The organism is Neotamlana sedimentorum, assembly GCF_000943565.1.
GTDB lineage: Bacteria > Bacteroidota > Bacteroidia > Flavobacteriales > Flavobacteriaceae > Neotamlana > Neotamlana sedimentorum.
This window is the reverse complement of the sequence record NZ_JTDW01000001.1, coordinates 577961-600122: the sequence shown is the minus strand read 5'-3', so window position 1 is coordinate 600122 and position 22162 is coordinate 577961. Positions and strand designations below refer to the sequence as shown.

Here is a 22162-nt window from a genome sequence, read left to right as displayed (position 1 = left end):
GATTTATTTTTTAGAATGATTTATTTTAAAAATATGGTTATTATTTCCTTGGTCAATAACCTCGCCAAACGAAACTCCTGTGCTATTTTTTGCGTTATCATCTAAAACCACCGGGTAATTGGTAAAATTGTGTAAAATAATATTTGATGCCCTGTAGTTCTCATCTTTAGACAACAAACCAATGGTTTTATTATCACCACCAATATTAATTTTTAAGTTTTGATCGACTTTTTCAACAGCGCTTCTAAAAATAATTTTGTGATTACTCCCAATTATTATCGCTGCATGACCGCTTCCGTTATAAGATTTCCCTTCGTAAGGCAACAATGTAATATCGGCTTTTGTGCCTTGATCGCTTTCGTAATCGACACCTAAGGCTGGACCATGTTGTGTATCGGCATAACAATCTACAATATCGCCCGAACCAATACAAAACCCTCTTTCGCAACCTATAACCGTTGTACCTTCTACGTATTTTTTACCCGTTGCATGTGTTAAGGTTACTCCGGCTCTCATATTTTTAACCGTGCAATTAATAATTGTTGGGTTAGATGTTCCTCGTCGATACTCTTTTCCATCAATAATGGTTTCGCCTCCATTGTAGGCACGAATACCTTCTTCGCCCAAACACATCATATACCCTTTTGGTAATTTATAACCCCAAACGGTTTTAAAATTCACTTTATCGGCATCGGTTCCTGTGCCTTTTTCTTTCCACATATCGTCTGTGGAACGCATAGCACCTTCAACGTAACAACCTTCAATAATAGGCCAATCGGCAGCTTGCATAAACATGGCGTGCCCGTAAGAACGGTGTATTATGGTACAATTTTTAGCATGATTTTTATAACCACGAACTAAAAACGAGGAATGCTTCCTGTGGTTTATTACACTTTTACCGCCTTTACCAAAGGCCTCGCCATAACCATATGGATAAGCACCTCTTGTTGTAATATGGAAACCTTCAATTCTGTTACTAGCACCATCCATAACAATGTTTGTTGCACGTCGCGTTGGCGCATCGTAAACCGAGCCATCATCAACTAGGGTTAAATTTTTTAAAACATTTTTATTCCCAATAATTTGAATTTCATATAACTCTTCACTTTTACTTGGAAATGCAGTTAAAACATCGGTTTTTACATTTATAGTTACCCCAGAAAAATCGTATTCACTGTTATTTCCTGAAAACAGGAATAAAACATTGGCATGGTTTTTCACTTTAGTGACAGTGGTAAAATCGCCGTTATTAATATCGTTTGCAGACACAACATACGCACCTGGTTTAAGTTTTACCTTTACATTGTTTTCACTTAAATAAGGCAATAATTCTTTTAATGAACCTACTTCGGTTTGCGCATAAAAACTTGTAACAGGTAACATTAAAAAAACGATGCTAATTTTAATTTTATTTTTTGTTGATTTGAAAGTCGTCATAAAGTATTTTAATAGAGCGTTTGTTTTATTGAATTAGTCATCACTTTTTAAAGTGTTTTAATTAAAAATATCGATATTAATATGTGAGGTTGAAAGCATCCAAATAGTACCAATAAATTTTAATACAATACCTACAAACCCAATAAACACCAAAACCTTCCCTAATAACACAACGAGTATTGAAATTTCAAAAATTTGATTGTCGCCATAAACGGTTTTAGAACTGCTTTTCCCTAAAGATTTAACACCAAATTTAAGCACCTGAATAGCTTCCTTAAAAAACCCATTGTAGTTTATTTCTTCTTCAGACACATAATCGTCTTTAATAAATGAAAATGCACTTTTAAAGTAAAATATAACTTGACGATGTCTAATAAGCAACACACCTGTTATTACCGAAATTAAAGAGCTTAATGCAGAAATTATAAAATTTAGAATTGCAAGAAATGCCATTGGTTTTAGTTGGTTATAGTTTAAGGTAAAACTAAATAGCTTACTGCTTTTTTTATATAAATTATGATGCAAGCCATGTAAAACAAAGTTCAAATTTGATGTTTAGCACAAAAAAAATGAATCTTAATAGTAAATTTTATTAAGATTCATTTTATCGTGAAAATTATTGTTATCGTTAATTAACTTGCTCAATTAACACCAAGCTCCAAGGCGCTAGTTCTCTATTTATTTTTAACGCGCCATTTTTTCCTGCTGTAACCAACTCTGTTTTTAAATTATCGGCGTATTGTTTCATCACTTTTATTTGCTCTCGTGTTGGTGGTTCTGGTTTTCCCATTTCCTCCCAGAAATTATAAATATTCCCGTGGTTTTTATCGAGAATTTCTAGTTTAAACTGGGCTCCTGGTTTTAAATTATGTACTGTAAAATTTAATGGTCTTGTTTTACCGTTTTCATATTTATCAATCTTTTTAATACTGGAAGGCACAGCATTATAATGATCTTCTGGATAGTTATAAGCTAAAGCCACAATTTTACCGTTTTCTGATTTTTTACTCACAAACAAATAATCGTTTTTAAACAGTTTTTCATCACCTAATTGATGTAACATTCTGTAGGCATGATAGGATGGCTTTACTAAACCTTGGTAGTTTATCATACCAAAACCACCATGAAAAATACTTTCTCCACCGCCTTTTTCTTCAAAAATATCGGTAAAGGTCCAAAATGCCAAAGAGTTGGTTAAACCTATACAGTCTAAATTCACCTTAGTAATATAAGCAGCTGGCGGTAAAAAATCGTGCATAGCATCTCTACTATTTGGGCTTGTATTCCATTCTGTTAGATGAATTTCCGCATTTGGAAATGCACTGTTTTTTATGGTTTTATTTAACCATTCGATATCGTCTTTTGTTGAATTAACATATCTAGAAAAATCTTTTCCTTTTCCTGTAGTTGGATTGAATGGATAATCGGTTGGATATGGATGCGTTGACACAAAATCTACTGGAAGCTTCTCTTTTTCGCAGTATTCTAAAAAATCTACGATCCAAGAGCCCTTCCATTCTAATTCGTTAATATTATCGGCAGTAAAAGTAATTAAGTCTCCATCTCTACTTTCAACTTCACCATTGTAACGCCCGTCGGCTACAAAATTACTACTTGATGGCCCGCCTACTTTTAATCGGTCGTCTACAGAACGTACTGCTAAAACCGATTGCTTATACAGCTCGAAATACTGCGATTTGGTTCCATCGAAAAAACCATAATGTAAATTAGGCTCGTTCCAAACCTCGAAATACCAGGTTAGCACCTCATCGATACCATAACGATCTACACAATGCTGCGTAAACGCTTTTACTAAGTTATGCCACTCGTTGTATTTAGATTCGTCGGGCGTAATATTGGCTTTCCACCAAAATTGAGTCTTGCTATTTTTGGCTGCTAACGGCGTTGGAAAAAACGCTAATTCAACAAACGGACGCACGTTTAAATCGAGCATTCTATCGAACAAATCGTCAATGTATTGCCAATTATAGGTGTACTTCCCATCTTTTTCGAAAACAGGAAACATATCGTCATGAAAAATACCATGAAAACGCACAAACTCGAAACCACAATTTTCTTGCACTTTTTGCAATTGCTCTAGCCAACCTGCTCGCAGACCTTCGTTGGCTCGACCAGCACCTACACTTTTACTCCAAAAGTGTTCAAATTTTTCACCTGTTTTTTTTCCGTCTATTTTAATGTCTTGTGCATTAACAGTCAATACCGCTAAAATGGCTACAAGTGTAACCGCTATTTTTTTCATTTTATCTTATTTAGTTTAGTCTAATTATTTATTCACCGTTATATTTTTAACAAACGCATTTGAGGTAATTTGTGTAGAATCAATTGCTTTTCCATCTAAAACAACATTTTCGAATACAATATCTTCAACCAAATGGTCGTCATCGAAGCCTATTAAATTAATACTTGCGTGATTTTTTATAATGTATGGTTTCCAATCGGTTCCATCTTGAAAACCAGTAAGCGTTGTATCGATGGGCGCCGAAGTAGCTGTGATATTTTTAAACATTACATTTTTTATGTGGCCACGTTCTTCGGTTTCTGTCCATCGGGTTTTACCAATCCAACAGGAAATTAAACGGCGTGCTTCTTCAATTCTAATATTATCAAAAGTTACATTACTTATAACAGCATCGTCGCAGTGATATACTCTTAATGCGGTTTCTCTACCAACATCATGAATTACATCGCAATCTTCAAAAAGAACGTTGCTAATATTTTCGTGAACTTCGGCACCTATGCTTAACGAGTGCGCTAATTCGTTCCAAACCACACATTTTCTGGTGTGAACATTGTTTACCTCGCCATAACCACCAAAAGATTTAATTACCACCGCATCATCAAAAGTGCGCATAAAACAATTCTCGACTAGCACATCGCGACTACTTGTAATATCAACACCATCGGCATTTCCGCGCCAACCAATAATTTTAATATTATCGACATGCACGTTGTCTGAACTTTGAATAGGAATGGTCCAATGGCTCGGATCGAAAATTGTAACACCTTCAATGGTTACGTTTTTAGCTTTATGCGCTAAAATAGTATAACGTCTCTCCTTTTTAGGTATGGCACTTTGGTCTATTATACCACGCCCTTTAATGGCCACATTGGTTCCATCTAAAATAAAAGTTGGTTTTTTTCTTAAATGCCCACGCACTTCTATTTCTTCTTCCTGCTCTGGTAGAACACATCGAATATAAGCGCCGCCAGCCAAATAAACCGTTTGGTTATCTTTTACCGTTATTTGAGAAACCTCGTGAATACCAGGTCCAAAATATATGACATCTGGATTTTTTGGGTCTGGTCGGTCTACCTCAAACAGATTTGCTAAAATATGTAACGACTCGTGCCATTCACCATTAATTTCGACCGTAACATGTCCAGGATGCTCTAGCTGAAAAGTGATTTTATTTCCCGAAATGGTTGGTTTTATATTATACGAGGTTGGTAAAATTTTAACCGACTCCACTTGTTCTGGAGATTCAACCGAAATAGTAACCGATTCATCCATATCGAAAGATGCAATTGAAGCTAACCCAAACTCACCACGAATCGGGTTTAAGCGCGGAATAGGTTTTGAAGGTGGAATTCTAGTGTTATAAACTGGCACATTTTGATTTTCTACGGTGACTTTAAAAACGGCAGAGAGATCAATATTATTTGGTGCTGGATACACTCTCACTACTTCAATTTTCTTTTGAGAACATGAAATAGGCATCAGTAATACACTAAAACCAACTAATATTATTCTTTTTAATTTACCAATCATAAAATCTATTTTTAGTTATATTATTTCATTAAACAGGAGGTTATTTACCTTCAAAAACCTGTTCAAGTTTTATATAATCTACAGCCAATTGACCTTTGGATGGCTTCCAATCCCTTTTAAAAATTCTGATGATATTATCGGCTTCCTTTAATTCCACAATACCAAAATCTATTTCTGTAAATTCTTTGGATTGCGGAAACTTAAATTCTCTATATAAATGACTATTGATTAATATATTGTGATTTGATTCTCCATCTGGAGAAGCGTACCCTACTTTAAACCTAAATTTTGATGGTTTCGCTACTTGTGCCAACATAGACACATGATCGTATGGATTGTCAAAATTAGTCACATATCCTTTTCCGCTATACCCTTTTATAAAAGTATCTACAAATACGTTGTACAATTTTCCTCCTGAAGCATCACCGTTTTCAGCTTCAATTAAAAAAGTAGTTTTGGTTCGTTCTGCAAGTCCTAAACCTTTTTTTGATGGAATTATAGGAATAATATTTCCTTCTTTATCATATTTTATATAATCGGCCATTACCGAACGAGTTTCACTTAAACCGCTAGACAACCAAGCACTGTGGTAAAACATAATATCTTTTCCTTTATAATTTACAATTCCTCCATGATTGGTTCCACTTTGCCCATCAAAATCATCTATAAAAACGCCTTTAAACTCGAAAGGCCCTAAAGGTTTATCTGCTACCGCATAAAACATTTTTTCAGGCCATCGTCTTGGTGTTAACCCAGGATAAGTCAAATAATATTTCCCACTACGTTTGTGTACCCAAGGCCCTTCAAACACATGAGTTAATTGCTTGGTTAAATCCACATAGGTTTCTGGTTTTATGGACATTAAATCGTTATTTAACTCAGCTGCAAAACATTTTCTATCATGTCCCCAATATAAATAAGGCGTTCCATCATCATCAATAAACAAGGCTGGATCTTGACCAAACTCCACTCCTTTTACATACCCTAAATCTGTAAAAGGTCCTCCTGGTTTATCACTACGCGCAATTCCAGTTCTAAATAAACCAATTCCAGTTTCTTTCATACAGTAAATTAAATAATACTTCCCCCTGTAATAAGCTGCATCCATCGCCCAGGCATGACTTTCTGCCCAATCTACATTTTCTAGATGTAAAATACGACCATGATCTGTCCAGTTCACCAGATCTGTAGTAGAAAATGCATGATATCCTGTCATTCCATAATGGTTGTTAGATCCTGGCTCATCATGACTGGTATATACCCATAATTTATCTGGATTATCTAGCCAAACATGTGGTGATGGGTCTGCTGTAAACACATGCGTGAACACCGGATTTTGAGCACTCGAAATTAAGGAGACGACGATACTAAAAAGAAATAGGCATTTTTTTATTAAGGTATTCAAACTAAGTTTATTTATTTTTTTAATAACTTCTATCTTATCACAATTTCATTATTCTACCTTCGATAATTGGTACACTTTAAAATTATCTAACGTCATATGATTATGTACCGTTCGTAAACCAAAATGACCACTTGTGTAAGGTTTTGGATCTCTATAATCATAAATTAAAGTATCGTTTCGGTAATATTGCATAACATCGTTATAAGCAATTAAGCGAATTTGTTTCGTAGTATTTGGTTTAATAAGATAAATAGAATCGCTTAAATCGTGTTCTGGTAAAAGTGGCTTTTCGCCGTTACCAGAATAGCGTCTAAAACGTGTTTTGGTATTGTAATGTCCGCCCATACCAACATAATACAAACTCAGCGAATTATAATTTGGAAAACGTCCCGATCTTGCCTCAGAATTTGCAAATAGGTTATCTGGATTTTCGCTATCGGTTGCCATCCAGAAGCAATTTAAGTCTGAAGCTCTATCAAATTCTCCGCCCTTTTTAATTACATGAGCATCGTACTCGATCATAATCGGGCCTTCAAATTTTTCTTTATACCAAGCGGTACATCCGGCAGCATCATTAATTTCTAATTTACCATCTTTATGATAATAACTTCCACCTGGCATTTGCTCAACCTTCCAGTTATCTATACCTTCTGTAAAGTCGTCACTTAAAATTAGTTCGGCATTTACTGTTAAATCTTTTGTTAGTTTTAATGTACGCACCTCAGTGTGTTTACATGAATACATACTTAAAAATACAATACTGATTGTTAATAGCTTATTTATCATTTTTCCTGATTTAATTTATTTTTTATTTATCAAATTATTAGTGCCTTTATCTTCAACAGCAGCATTACTAAAAACTTCACATAAACTAGTTTCCGAATTTAGTTCTACTGGCATTCCTGTTGTGTTTTTTAAAACCACCGCAGTCGTTTTTGCAATTCCTAATGGAGAAAAACCATTATTTGCTGGCGGACGCGTTACCCCTATTTTTATAGGAAGCTGTTGTCCTCCTTTCAAATTTCTCCAATTAGTTAAGGTGATATTGTGATTATCTCCTGCAATCGCTGCTAGTACGTGCACTTTAGTTTTAGATGTTGTAGGCAACAATGCCAATTCTACTGTTGTCTTTTCTCCTTTATTTACATATAATAATGGTCCGTTTGCTGCATCTCCTATACCATTTTCAACCGTTAATCCTTCCACATTATATCCTAATTCACATCCTATAGCTTTACTATTCTTAATCAAAACATCTCCTGAAATTTTAGCAAAAGCAAAACCAATACGTGTATTTTTGGCAGTACAATTAATAGCAGTTACCGCACCTGTTTTAATAGCGTTTACACTACCTTTTCCGTACATACGAAAACCACATTCATTTAAAGATTTTGTGTACCCAGGTGTAATTTTATTTTCACCTGCGTAATTTTTATAAACCGATTCAAAATTTACATCGAATGCTGGCTCTGAAATTTCTGATAGCATATCGTCTGTGGTTCGAGTTACACCTTCTGCATAACAATTTTCAAAAAGCACATTTCTACCGCCTTGTACAAAAAAGCAATGTCCGTAAGATTTAGAATAAATAGAACAATCAATAATTTTATCATTTAAACCTTCTATACACATACCACTGTGCTTTTTTAAAGACACCAAAGCTCCTTTTCCTTTTCCTAATAAATCTCCATATCCATAAGGAAAAGATCCGCTCATATTTAAGGTTACTTTTTCTATCACCGCATCATCTCCAGCCACTGTAAACGAATGTCCGCCTTTTGCCGTAGGGTGATTTCCGATATCAGTAACAGTCAATCCTTTAATATGTACATGACTTCCTTCTACATAAAACTCACTTACTCGTGCTTTAAAAACACTTAACAATTTTGTATCAACTTCAATGGTTACTCCTGTAAAATCAAAAACATTATTGCTTCCAGAAAACTCTATCATGGCATACCTCCCCACTTTATCTGGTTTGGTGTTTTTAACAACTTCTGAAGTTAAATAATCTTCCATTTGATAAACTCCAGGTTCCATTACAATGGTATTACCACTTTTGGCAGCATAGGTTGCTAATTCTTTTAGGGAGCTGATTTTAATTTCTGAAGCATGAATAAAATTACACAGCAACAAAAAACCAAAAACGATAACTGCTTGACGCTTCTTCATAAATTATTTTTCTAGTATTTGATTATTCTGACCCTTGTTTTCTATAACCTTACCATTGGTTTCAATGGTACAATTTGATGCCATTTCTCCAATAGACACAGGCATTGCTGTTTGGTTTATTAAATGAAGTTTATTTACTTCTGCTTGACTATATGGTGACATAGATTCACCGTGCATTGGAGGTGTATACCCTACCAAAATTGGCAATTCTTGTGTTCTCTTTTTTCCATCAGCAGCTTTTAACACTACTTTATTATCAGTTCCTAAAACAGTGATTAATGAATGTACTTTTCTATCAGATTCTGCTGAATCAACCATCAACTCAACATTTACATTGCTTCCCTCAACAAATAATAAAGGTCCGTAATTAGCATCTCCTTTACAGTTGATCATTGTGGTGTTATCTCCAATCCAATAAGCACGTTCCGTTCCTATAGTTGTACAATTTTCTACATGTGCTTTGTTAAAACGAAGTTCAAATCCGCCACGTGTATTTTTAGCCGTACAATTTTTAAAAGTGATGTTTTCACATGTTCCATAGGTTCTAAATCCATCCTCGCAAAGTGATTTCATATAACCCGGAGTTACTACATATTCGCCATCACGATTTTGAGTCCATGTTTTAAAGTTCACATCAAAAGCAGGTCCAGATGTTTCTGCCAAAACTTCATCCGTTGAGCGTACTTCTCCTTCGGCATAACAGTTTTCAAAATATACATTTTTAGGATGTTGCTGAATGAAAAAACAGTGTCCAAAAGAACGGCTTAGCACTTTACAACCATACAATTTAGTTTCGTCTCCCGTTACTAAAAGTCCGCTGTGTTTTCTATGTTTTACAGTGGTTTCTTTTTGTTTTCCTTTTCCAAATAAATCTCCATATCCATAAGGATAAGACCCCGCTACGTGTAAAGTAATATCTCTTAAAACATTAGATTTCCCTGCTACTTGTAACACTGTACCTCCTGGTGATGTTCCATTTCCAACACATCTAATAGTCAACCCAATAAAAGTGTTATGCAAACCTGTAACTAAAACCTCATCAGAATGAATAGGTGGTTTTAACCAAGTTCTAATTTCTGTATCTAACTCTATTTCTACGCCATCTAAGTTAAAAACATTGTTACTTCCACTAAAAGTGATGTACTGATATTCTTTACGAATACTACGAGCTTTTGTAATATCTTTAGTTAAATAATCTGTTAATTTATAAACCCCTGGTTTCATGGTAATCGTGTTACCACTTTCAGCAGCATATTTGGCTAGCTCTTTTAGGGAATTTATTTTGATGTCTTTAGCATTAATAACATTGCTAAAAAACAACATGATTAAAACCATAACTTTTAAAATGATTTTCATTTTTTATATTTTTTTTGAACTTATTGAATTATAAATTCCTGTGACGCTCCTTCTTTTAGCACTTTTTCATGTTTAAATGATGTACTTCCAAATCCTTTCAGTTTTATTGATTTTAAAGAAACTTCTCCTTTTAACACATTAAATTTCACTAGTTTTTCGTTTCCTTTATTTTTTATTTCTAAAGTTCCATACTGATTTCCATTTGACCAAAAATAGTTCCCAGATTCTGAAGTAAACTGAATGGATTTTTCGACAGCTGAATAATGAAACCCTGAAAGCGCAATAACTGCTCCCCAACTTGCCATAGCTCTCGCATAATTGTTTCCACATTCGGCCTCGTTAAACGGATTACGTTTTAACCCATCGTAACGGTCTCTAATATTTTTGATATTTGTTAACCCATTTTCTGTTTGCCCTTCGTATAGCATACCAATAGCTGCAGTATATTCAAAGCCGGTCATGGCTTCTGTAAAATAAGGAAACGGATACAAAGGTCTTTCTCCAGGATAGCTTGCCATCACCAATGATTTTTCATCACCCAACACAAACGACCGCATATTGTTAAACCCAGAACTACTATCGTCTCTATAGTTGTATTTCATAATGCTATTTAAGGTTGTTTTTATGTTTTCTTCATTGGTTAAATAACCCAAATCACAAATATGAGCCATAAATTGACCTACCAACTGATCTACCAAACAGCCTTTTCCTAACTGATAAGCAGGATTTTCTAAATCTTTAGATTCCAAACCTTTTAATAATGAAGATGCAATATCGTCTCTGCTTTTTGGAGGTTCTATATGATGCACGTAATATTCTCCATTAAACAGATTTTCATCCATCCATTGGCTTCCTTTTATAAAAAGCGTATTACACGTTTTTGCAAATTTTTTATCACCAGAAAAGTCTGCCATTTTTGAGGCTGCTTTTAAAGCTCCTAAATACCAAAATCCCATTTGAGGATTGGGGCCAAAGTATTGTACGTCCATGGTGTTGTGCTGGCAACCATCCATCACACCATCTTTATTTGCATCCCAACCACCTTCAATCCAACAGAACTCCATAGCTTGTTTAACTTTTGGCCAAAGCTTCTTAAGCAACGCATCATCTCCACTTAACTGCCAATCTCTATATATTTTCATGATAGCTCCCAACTGACCATCAGCAGCAGGTCTACCAAATTCATTGGCACGCTCTAGAGGTAAATTCACACGAAAACTCATCATGCCTTTATCATCTGTAGCATGAGCAAATTCTATTTCACGCATAGAACGCGCTAATTCTCCAAACAAAAAAGGTGTTGCCTGATCGTAATTCCACACATGTGTACAATTTCCATGGCAAACTCCTTTGGTATTGCTAGTCCCTTCCCATCCGTAAAAATGTTCATCGGCAGTTCTAAAACAAGTTTGGGTACGTAACGTTGATGTGTTGTACAAAGCCGCTTCTTTTACAACCTTTGGCAAATCACTATTTACAAAAGCATTCACAAATTCTTTTGTTTTACTTTCAAGGTTTGGTAGTTGTGGAATTGTTTTTTCAACCACCTCCCAAGCATCTTGGTATTGAGTAGTGTAATAATTGGTTAACATGTTATCCAAACCATCATCGGCAGGAGTCCAAGTTTCTCTATTAGGAAAATGCCAAGTGAGATAAAAAGTGACTTCACGACTTGAATTTGCTGGCACCGATACTTCTACAGCAATAGAAGCCATAGGTCTATCTTCTCCATTATGTTCTCTATTATCTATACGGCCATCAACACTATAATCGTCCCAAAAATCTAAACGTGAATTTCCCCAAACTTCTTTTCCCCAAGACGTACGGCAGGTAACATTTTCGTTACTTGAAGTTGATAAAGCCATGGTTCCCCAAGCTTCAGAATCCTTTTCTACACCCTCAGAACTCATATAAATACCTTGCGCATTTTTATCTTTTCTAAAAACATTTTTATTCTCTTTAGCTCCCACAGGAATTAAAGCATTACCTCTCCCTATAGGTTCTCTTACAGATCCATCTTCTCCTATAAAATTGGGCATATTACCACAGACAGAGGCAAACACTGCTTTATCTGTAGTATTTGTTAATTCATAAGTAATAACAGCAATAGGAATTCCACTTGCGTTGACATCACCGGGTATTAAAGGGTTGAATGCTTTGATACGAACATCAAGCGGCACTTTTTTATCAGAAAGTAATACTTGCCCGAAAGGATAAGCAGCCTTAAAAGTACAAGATTCAAACCGAGGAAAACCATGATTTACATTAGGACTCCCAAAAGCACCTTCGTACAATGAATAATCTAAAGGGCCTTCCAACACTCTTGTATCTTTTTTACCATCGGCAGTTTTAGTGTACAACGCAAAAAATGGTCCGATGTATCTTAATTTTTCACTTGTGGGAATGTAACCTTTGGCAGCTGTATTCATAATTTCCCAATCGCGTAAATCTCCTCTACCACCAAGAGCAACTGTACCCGTACCAATACCACCAATAGGCATGGCTATTTTAGCAATGTGGCTTTGGTTATAAGTAGTTAATACAGGCCAATCATTACTTTTAGTCTGCTCTGTTTGTTTTGCAGCGCTTTTAACTTTGGCGTCGTTTATTGTTTGTGCTTGTACAAATGACACCAACACTAACGCAATTAAGAGTAAACTAAATTTCATTCTCATAACTATGCTATTTGTAGGTTCTTAACGCTTTGTGCGATTACCTTCATTTATAAAGTTTTCCGAATTGGTAGCTTCACGAACTTTCCCAACACTCTTCACTTTTAAATGCTTTGTGCCGTTAAACTTGATAACTTCTGTGGAGGTTTGATTATCCAATGTAATATCGGTAGCATGCATGGTTGCATTTTCGTTAAAATTGCCATAACCTTCCCACACCGATAACTTTATTGCCATAGTTTCTGGGATATACTCATTATTATCTGTTTTAATTAATACAGAATGACCCGTTCCGTTTATTTTCGCTAACAGATTATTGGCTAATCCGTTTCTACTATCTAAAATTGTTATATCTACTTTAGCGTTTTTAGCATTGGTATACGGAATGCAAAACGCCTCACCATATTTAGCGTTGGCACTACAATTTATTAGTGTATCACCATTCCCAACGTTAAATCCTGTTGCTACGCAATCACGTACTATACAATCTATTACGGTATCGCTTGCAGCACCTAACCCAGTACAAATACCGCGTCTCATTTGGGTAACTGTACAATTTTTAACGGTTGTATTTTTAGTTTTAAAGCCATTATATTCTGGATATATACGAATACCATCTTCGCTTAGTGAAATAATTTCACCTGGTAGTATTTTACCGTCTGCTGCCACAATGGTGCCTTCAATATAATTGCCTTTTGCCGCATAAAAATTCTTATCGAAACCATAACCTGAAGTTTCAGCAAGCATCGCATCGGTAGTTCGCAGTAATCCATCTACCTCGCAACCTTCAATTAAAGTATTTTCTGCACCTTGCAAAAAGATAGCGTGTCCCATGGCTCGCATATGCACCTTGCATTCAAGTAACTTTACGTTTTTAGCAGGATAACCTATACGAATGCCGTTCATTTTTCGAACATCTCCACCGCCTAATCCGTACAAATAACCATATCCCCACGGGCTAGAGCCAGCAGTTCGCACCTCAACGTTTTTTAAAATAACATGCTCACCAACTAAATTAAAAACTTTGTTTTTGCTTTGTCTTCCAGGAGTATCGCCATAAGTTTCAATATACAAACCTTCAAGCGTGGTGTGATTACCCGATATTTCGATGGCACAATACATGCTGTTTCCATCGTTACTTTTTATTAAATCTGGGCGGTTAAACAACTTCGTATCTACCATAAATCTGGCACCTGTTAAATCGAAATAAGAATTGTTTCCTGTGATTTCGATAAATCGGATTTTTTCAGCAGCATCGATTTGATAGTTTCCTGGCTTAAGTTTTACATGTACATTGTCCTGATTTATATATTTTTTGAATTCTGCTATCGAGCTAATTTCTATAATTGCTGATGACTTGTCTGCTAATTGCGCCCGACATGAAAAAAATATTAAAAAGAGTGAGAGTAAAGTAATAGTTTGTTTAATCATTTTGTTATGTCTAGTTTAAGTTGATTATATAAATGCTGATAAAAAGTTAATTACGGCTTTTCAAATTGAAATTGTTAAAATTCTTTGATGTCGGTATAATACGTTTCAGTTTTCTCTCTAAGCTTTTTTAGAACAGAAGTATACCGAGATTTATTGGCTAAATTATTTTGTTCTAAAGGATCGTTTTCTATATCGTACAATTCTTCTATTTTAGGTTCGTGCTCGTAATACACAAAATATTTCCACTTTTTAGTGCGCACACCTCTTGCTCGATACGATTTATTATTTTTAATTAATTCCTGATTCAACGCATCCGGATTATTACTGTTTTTGGCTTTAAACATATCTACTAAAAACAAATCTTCCATAAACACAGCGTCGCGCCATTGCGACAAATCTTGAGTTTGGTTTAAAACCTTTGTAATGTCTCGACCTTGCATGGTATTTGCTGGCTTTAAACCAGCCATTGAAACTATTGTTGGCGCCATATCTACTGAAGAAATCAACGCATCTTCTCGTCTACTTTGCTCTGAAACTGTTTTACGACCATCGTAAATAATAAGTGGTGCTTTAACCGACTCGTCGTAAAGCAAACATTTATCGAAAAGCCCATGCGAACCTTGAAAACGCCCGTTATCGCTGGTATAAATTATTATAGTGTTATCGAGTAAATTTTTCTCTTTTAGTTTTTTAATTAGTTTTCCCACTTGGTCGTCTACCGAGTAACCTTGTGTAGCAAATCGGCGTACTAATCGTTGATATTGCTCGGGTTTTGAAGACCTGTTTCGATGCAAGTAAACACCACGAGCATTTTCTTTTACAACTTGTGGCAGTTTTTCGTTATCGCCTTCGACGTAGTTTTCCGGAATCGAAAATTCTTCATTTTTAAATTGCTCGAAATGTGGCATGTACATATGTTTATCGGAGTCATGCTTTACCGCATAAAAACTCACCGATAAGCAAAACGGCTGATCTTCTGGCTGCGTATCTAAAAATCTTAACATGGCTTCACCAGTTTTTAAGGTTCTGCCTGTATTTGTTCTTCCTGGTTTGTAAATTTCTTTAAGCGCTTCATCGCTTTCTGGCCATAACACTAAACCTTTAGTCGGTCGTGTTTCGCTACCAGCAAAAAAATCGAAAGTTTGCCCTAAATTTTCTTTGTAAAAATGTGCTTTCGGAATACTAGGTCGTTGTCCATTTTCGGTAACTGTAAAACCTACTTTACCAACAAAACCAGTTCTATAACCTGCATTTTTTAGCATGGCAGGATAAGTTTTAGCTAAATCGGTTTGAGACAAAGTGTAATTGTCTGGTGCCACAAAACCTACGCGATGATTGGAATTATATCGCCCAGTCATGATGGTAACGCGACTGGGCATACAAATGGCTACCGCGTAATAAGCATTATCGAAAACCACACTTTTTGCAGCCAAACTATCGAGGTTTGGTGTGTAAAATTCAGGCCTTCCGTAGCACCCCATATTATCCCAACGCTGGTCGTCGGTCATTAAAAAAATAATATTGGGTTGTTTGGATTTTTGGGCTTCAATATTAAAGTTTATCCCAAAACATGTAAAAACCCAACAAATAATTAAGATTATTTTTTTCATTTTTAAAACTGAATTGTAAGTGCTTCTCCAACAAAATTCTTTTGGTCGCTACTATTTTCTCCCATCATTTGAAACGTAAATTCTATTGGCGTATTTTCAAAATCGTGATAATCACCTTTACCTTTTTTTACGGTTAGGGTTTTGGTTGATTCTGAGTAAGAAAATTCAATTTCAGAATAGGTACCATCCTCGTAATTATAAGATTCGCCATCATCTAAATACAGGGTATATTTAGCATCTTCACCAGGATAAACCATTATATTAATTGGTTTCTCAGTACTATCGGTTACATTTTGCACTTTAGGCCCAATAGGTAAAATACTTCCAGCTTTTACAAAAATTGGTGTTTCATCAAGTTCGGCATTAACCGTTATTTTTTGGTTTCCTTCAACTTGTTCATCGTTCCAGAAGTTGTACCAATTCCCTTCTGGCAAATACATTGCTTTTTGACGTTGTTTGTATTCTGTAACAATGCCTACCATAATAGATTCTCCAAATAAAAACTGATCTTTTAAACCCCAAACATTTTTATCGTTTGGATATTGATATGCCAATGGTGCCATTATTAATTTTCCGGTAGTTGTGGCTTTCCAAGCCTCAGAATAAATGTATGGCATGAGTTGGTAACGAATATCGATAAATTTTCGAGCCATGTCTTCAAACTCTTGATTGTATCGCCAGATTTCAGTTTCCGATTTATAACCATGAATTCTAAAAATAGGACTAAAGGCCCCAAATTGAAACCAACGGGTTAACAACTCGATAAATTCTGGGTTGGTATATTGATTATCGAAACGTGGATTGATGGATTTTGAATCTCTAAAAAAGCCACCAATATCGTGCGTCCAATATGGAATACCTGCCATGGTGAAATTAAGACCTGCAGAAATTTGTTCTACCAATTGTTCCCATGAAGCTTCAACATCGCCCGACCAAGATGTAGCACCATAGCGTTGCTGTCCTGCATAAGCCGAACGTGTTAAGTTAAACACACGCTCGTTAGGAAATTCGTTTCTGCGACCTTCGTACATTGCTCTAGTTACCTCTAACGAATATGGATTTTGAACCTCATTAAAGCGACCAACAGCAGTCATTTTAGTTGCATCGGTAACACCTTCTGGCTCTGTGCCGTCTAACCAAATAGAACTTACACCTTTTTGAAACATAGAGTCGCTAATCATTTTATAAAAACGCTCGCTTACGCCTGTATCATAAATATCTACATAATTAGAACTCTCTATTTTTTTAAGATTATACTTTTCTTCTAGTGCTTTATTTTTTACTTCCGGCCAAACCGAAACCATTAATTTTAAGTTTAATTTTTTTAACTCATCGACCATAGCATCTGGGTTTGGATATTTAGAAGGATCCCACTCCGGTCCCTTAGTTCCTTTTGGCCAATAAAACCAATCTTGCACAATATTATCGAATGGAATTTGGCGCTCGCGCATTTCGTTTGCATTTTCTAACAATTCTTCTTGGTTATGATAGCGCTCTCGACATTGCCAAAAACCATAAGCTGTTTTAGGAAATAATGGTGCTTTTCCTGTAAGGTTTTGATATTCTGAAATTACTTTTTCTGGGTTGTCTCCTTGAATTAAATAATAATCGATGGCGTTACCTTGCGTGCTGCTAAATACAGTTTTGTTAAAATCGGGCATGTTATAAAACAATTTACCAGGTATTTTAGCACCAGTATTTTGAAAAACTACGTTATATGTTTTACCAGCTTCTAAATATTTTTTTCCAGAATAACGACGCGGCATCCAAATGGTTTCGTAGTTGATGATGTCGTCGCCATCGATAGCAACTTTTATTTCACCTCGCATTCTGCCACTATTATCACTTAATGCTAAAAAGGTATATTCACCCGTTTGCGTTGGTGTAAAGGTGGTTTCACGAATATTTTTAGATATATTTTGTTTTGATATATGCGATGCTACATCTTCCTTCTCGCCTTCTATTGTTGTTTCCTTATTTTTTGAAGCATCTGGCAACACTTCCGCGGAAGCGAACTCAATTTCATTTTCCGGCATATTAAAATCTGTTAAACTATAATTATGCCAATAAATACCGTAACCTTTTGTTGAAACCAAAAACGGAATAGCAATTTCTTGATTGTATTGTTGTAAACGAATGGGCACGTTTTTCCAGTTCATGATACCACTTTGAAACTGCCCTAAACCATACAAGGCTTCATCGCCTGCTGTAAATGCTTGTGAAACCGGATGAGAAACTTCTGGATTTAAGTTAATGAACGTTTTTTCGTTTGTTTCTGAAACTAAACTCTGGCTATTTTTAGTTTTATAAACTATTTCTCCCTCAGTATTAATTTCTACTTTTAATGCTTCAGTTTCAATACTTAAATCATCTGCAGACTCAGTAATGCTCCATTCCACATTTTGCGGTTTTAAAACTGTTACATAATCGGGAATTGACGTTGGCTCGCTCCCCAACTTCATTTTGTTAACATGAATTATAGCATCATTTATAATTTCTACATCAATTTTTATACTATCTTTTTCAATACTTACGCCATGAGCCGTTTTTGTATATTGATGCTTAAATTTTGATTGACAACTTGCTAAAACAACTACTGTTAACAATAAACTTAAAATGGATATTTTATTTAAATGTGGCATAAATAATATTTAGTTTGGTTTAAGTATAATAAAATTATCTACATTCCTGCAGCCTCTATATTTTTAAACAATAATAATTGTTTAAATCTATTACCACTTTAAACTATGACTCATAAACTATAAAATATGTTGGTTTTGGTTTTTATATACAGTTAAACCCTACATAATTCAATCTAGTTTCAATTTCAAGTTTACCAAATGGGTTATATTTTACAGTCATTGAGTAATAAATAAAAAACATACATAAGGTTTATTTGTTCTTTTATAAAAACTAAAAAAGACCAAATAAAACTAGTTACTATGAAAAACATTACTCAATTAATTTTGTGTTTGATTCTGCTTATTGCAGCCAAATCTGGAGCTCAAACTACAATTACTTCACTAGCGGAATTAAAAGACAGACTAGACGACGATAATGGCAATTTTGTTATGACGCCAGGAACCTATTATTTTAATACCAGTAACTGTGGTGAGGGCAAACTTTTTGATGATCCTAGATTGTTATTATTTACTGGAAATAACTCAACGTTTGATTTTACAGACGTTAAATTTGAAATTGACACCGAAATTTTCACTTTATATGGCAATGTAGATATTATAGAATTTTGGCCAGTTGGTAGCAACAATACATACAAAAACTTAACCCTTGAAGATATTGGCATGACTGTTCCCACAAAAGGCGCAGGAACCGTACACTTAGATGGAGCAGACAACTTAATTGAAGGCTTTAAAACAACCACAAGAGGTTCTTTTCCTTATGGCTACGGAGATACTTTTGGTAAAGGCGGTGGCTCTGTAATTGCTCATAACAAACATGCCGGCATTTTAGTTCGAGGCGATAGAAATCATTTAAAAAACTGTACGGTTATTATGCGTGCTTATGGCCATGGTATTTTTGTTCAAGGCTCTCACGACGCTATTATTGAAGGCTGTTATGTTGAGGGTGAATTAAGAACCGTAGGCGAAATGCTTCAAGAAATAGGCACAGATTCGCCGGCCGATAATGTTGATTTTGAAACCGTTTGGGGCTTCAATTTAAAAGATCATACAAGCGATTATACTTTTAGCTTACAAGAAGCTGGAATTAGAGCATATTCAAACGGTGTGGTTTACGATAGTGAAGGAAACCCAACCGATGAAACTGCAAGACAAACCTTAAATACTACGGTTATAGATTGTACCATCGTAAAAATGCGTGTTGGTGTTAATACCGGTGCAGAAGGTGGCGATAATAAACGTATAGAAAACTGTACCGCTCTAGCTTGCGAAGGTGGTTTCTGGCTTGGTAACGACGGCGATGTAATTAATTGTTTTGCAGATGCCTCTGTTGGACCTATTTTATCGGAAGACATTCATCGCTCGAACGCCACTTACGAGGTTACTATTTTAGACAACTACATACCTAAAATTGGAAATACTCCCTACTTTTTTGCAGGTGGAACAAATCACAATATTACTATACACGATGGCACAACATACTATAATCCGGATATCCAAATTGTGTTAGGAGGTCATAGATATGCGAATAGATTTTTAACAGGATCTGTTGAACCGCCACCATCTCGAAGTGCCGAAAATATTACATTTACTAATAACACAAAATATCCTGTTATTTTAGAAGCTGCTACAAATTGCGATATTTATTCTTGTGGCCCTGTTACCGATAATGGTTCTGGAAACACAATTACAACCTTAACAACCTGTGATTATATTAGATCTTGCGATAACCGTGCAGACAATTTGCAGGCCGAATGTTACGACAACATGCTAGGTATTGGCACTCAAGATATAGCAGGCGACACCAACGAACGTGAAGTATATGGTATAAATTCAGGCGATTGGATAAGTTTTAACGCCATCGATTTAACAAACATGGCGTCGGTAACAGTTAAAGCTTCTGGAACAAAAGACAATGTGTCGTTACAGGTTAGACAAGGCAGTGCAACGGGTACGCTTTTGGCTACAATTCCTATTTCAAGCACTGGTAATTATTTAACTTACCAAGAGTATTCTGCTAATTTAAGCCAAACTATTTCTGGTACAACCGATTTATATTTTGTTGCAAATTCGCCCTCAGATACTGGATGGCTTTTTAATATTGATGTCATTAAGTTTGTTGAAGACCCTTGTACAACAAGTTATAATCCGTTTTTCCGTTTAAGCGCCGAAGATTACTGTGATGGTAGTGGTGTTACAATTGAAAACCTTTCTATTTTTAACGATGTAGTTAGCGATATAGAAAACACCGATTACATAAAATTCTCGAATGTCGATTTTGGGTATGACGATGTTTATAATGCTATAGAAATTTTGGCATCAGCAACTTCAAATGGAAAAGTAGAAGTTAGAAGCGGTGCTGTAGACGGTACTTTGCTTGCAACAATATCTGTAGAAAGCACCGGCGACTGGAACACATACGATGTATTTAAAAGCTATACAAGTAGTGAACTAACAGGAATTCACGACATCTATTTTGTATTTACTGAAGGTACAGGAACATGGTTAAAGTTCGATAATTTTTACTTTCAAAATGATGAATGCTTTGGTGTTTCATACGATGCTTATACTCAAATAGACGCATTAAGCTATTGCGGTATGCTTGGTGTTATACCAATAAACGACGAATATCTTGGTGGTATTCATGATGGTGATTGGATTCGCTATAGCAACGTCGATTTTACGTCAACAAGTCCGGCAGAAATCACATTAAACCTTGCAGGACTTAGTACCACTACAGGCTACGTAAACGTTATGTTAAGTCACCCGTACGATGGCACCATGATTGCCACAGCTACAGTACCACAAACTGGTGGCTGGGAAGTTTGGCAAGAAGTAACCGTGCCTTTAAACCAAGAAGTAACAGGTATTCATGATGTTTATATTTATTTTGGCAATAACGAATTTAATATTGATTGGTTTGAATTTCATGCAGAAACCCAAGAGTCAATTAATTTAGCATTGGCTTCAAATGGTGGTATTGCATCTCAATCGAGTACAGCTTACGAAGGTGAAGCAAGCAGAGCAAACGATGGAATTACCGATGGAAATTATGGCGGAAACTCTGTTACTCACACAGAACATGGTGCCGACGGTGTCCTTAAATGGTGGCAAGTAGATTTGGGATCAGATAAAACCATTAATGAAATTAAAGTATATGGCAGAACAGGAAGTAATTATATTGATGATTTAAATAATTTTACTGTAGAAATTATCAAAGCTAACGGCGATGTTACTTTTTCTCAATTTTATGCCACTTACCCAAGTAGCCGCCCATTAACTATTGATGTTGGAACAAAAGTTGGTAAAATTGTAAAAATATCTAAAACCTCCAATAGAGCTATTTCACTTGCCGAAGTAGAGGTATATGGCAGTAGTACCCTTAGCGTAAATAAAACATCATTTAATGATTTACAACTTTATCCAAATCCGGCCAGTAATTTACTAAACATTAAAAATGCAGAAAACTCGACTCTAGAAATTTATAATGTTCAAGGTGTATTAGAAAAAACTGTTAACGTATCAGCTGGTCAAAATATTATTTCATTACAGTCTTTGAGTTCTGGTATTCACTTCTTGAAGTTTAGCAATAATCAAAGAAGTATTGTTAAAAAACTTATTAAACGTTAGAGACAAATAAGTTTAAA

General features: G+C 35.4%; 13 protein-coding genes. 1 reads left to right on the top strand and 12 read right to left on the bottom strand.

What is annotated here, in order from left to right:
* Positions 1-3: 3 nt before the first annotated feature.
* The 12 genes from PW52_RS02310 to PW52_RS02255 all read right to left on the bottom strand — a co-directional run bounded on the left by PW52_RS02310 (position 4) and on the right by PW52_RS02255 (position 18518).
* Positions 4-1437: a hypothetical protein gene (locus PW52_RS02310; protein WP_131453965.1), complete on the bottom strand. Its 1434-nt coding sequence runs from the start codon at positions 1435-1437 to the stop codon at positions 4-6.
* 57 nt (positions 1438-1494) lie between these two features.
* Positions 1495-1890 carry a hypothetical protein gene (locus PW52_RS02305; protein WP_131453964.1) on the bottom strand — a complete coding sequence of 132 codons (396 nt, stop codon included), beginning with the start codon at positions 1888-1890 and terminating at the stop codon, positions 1495-1497.
* 175 nt (positions 1891-2065) lie between these two features.
* Positions 2066-3700, bottom strand: coding sequence for a GH39 family glycosyl hydrolase (locus PW52_RS02300; RefSeq protein WP_052823342.1), 1635 nt, complete (start codon positions 3698-3700; stop codon positions 2066-2068).
* Between the two features lie 24 nt (positions 3701-3724).
* Positions 3725-5230, bottom strand: coding sequence for a glycosyl hydrolase family 28 protein (locus PW52_RS02295; protein WP_044631258.1), 1506 nt, complete (start codon positions 5228-5230; stop codon positions 3725-3727).
* A gap of 40 nt (positions 5231-5270) precedes the next feature.
* Complete coding sequence (locus tag PW52_RS17005) at positions 5271-6635, bottom strand: family 43 glycosylhydrolase (protein WP_082050813.1); 1365 nt, start codon at positions 6633-6635, stop codon at positions 5271-5273.
* A 48-nt stretch (positions 6636-6683) separates the two neighbouring features.
* Complete coding sequence (locus PW52_RS02285) at positions 6684-7421, bottom strand: DUF6250 domain-containing protein (RefSeq protein ID WP_052823340.1); 738 nt, start codon at positions 7419-7421, stop codon at positions 6684-6686.
* 15 nt (positions 7422-7436) lie between these two features.
* Complete coding sequence (locus tag PW52_RS02280) at positions 7437-8807, bottom strand: hypothetical protein (protein ID WP_044631257.1); 1371 nt, start codon at positions 8805-8807, stop codon at positions 7437-7439.
* A gap of 3 nt (positions 8808-8810) precedes the next feature.
* Positions 8811-10163 carry a hypothetical protein gene (locus tag PW52_RS02275; RefSeq protein WP_044631256.1) on the bottom strand — a complete coding sequence of 451 codons (1353 nt, stop codon included), beginning with the start codon at positions 10161-10163 and terminating at the stop codon, positions 8811-8813.
* A 20-nt stretch (positions 10164-10183) separates the two neighbouring features.
* Entirely contained in the window at positions 10184-12838 is a 2655-nt protein-coding gene (locus PW52_RS02270) for a GH116 family glycosyl-hydrolase (protein ID WP_205618114.1), read from the bottom strand.
* Between the two features lie 21 nt (positions 12839-12859).
* A complete protein-coding gene (locus PW52_RS02265; RefSeq protein WP_044631255.1) occupies positions 12860-14266 on the bottom strand; it encodes a right-handed parallel beta-helix repeat-containing protein in 1407 nt (468 codons plus the stop codon).
* Between the two features lie 74 nt (positions 14267-14340).
* Complete coding sequence (locus PW52_RS02260) at positions 14341-15876, bottom strand: sulfatase-like hydrolase/transferase (protein ID WP_082050811.1); 1536 nt, start codon at positions 15874-15876, stop codon at positions 14341-14343.
* A 2-nt stretch (positions 15877-15878) separates the two neighbouring features.
* The gene (locus tag PW52_RS02255; protein ID WP_044631254.1) at positions 15879-18518 is read right to left on the bottom strand and encodes a glycoside hydrolase family 31 protein; all 2640 of its coding nucleotides are present in this window, start codon (positions 18516-18518) and stop codon (positions 15879-15881) included.
* A gap of 300 nt (positions 18519-18818) precedes the next feature.
* Between PW52_RS02255 and PW52_RS02250 the strand changes: the two genes are divergently transcribed.
* On the top strand, positions 18819-22145 hold the full coding sequence (locus PW52_RS02250) for a carbohydrate-binding protein (protein WP_044631253.1): 3327 nt from the start codon (positions 18819-18821) through the stop codon (positions 22143-22145).
* Positions 22146-22162 lie beyond the last annotated feature (17 nt).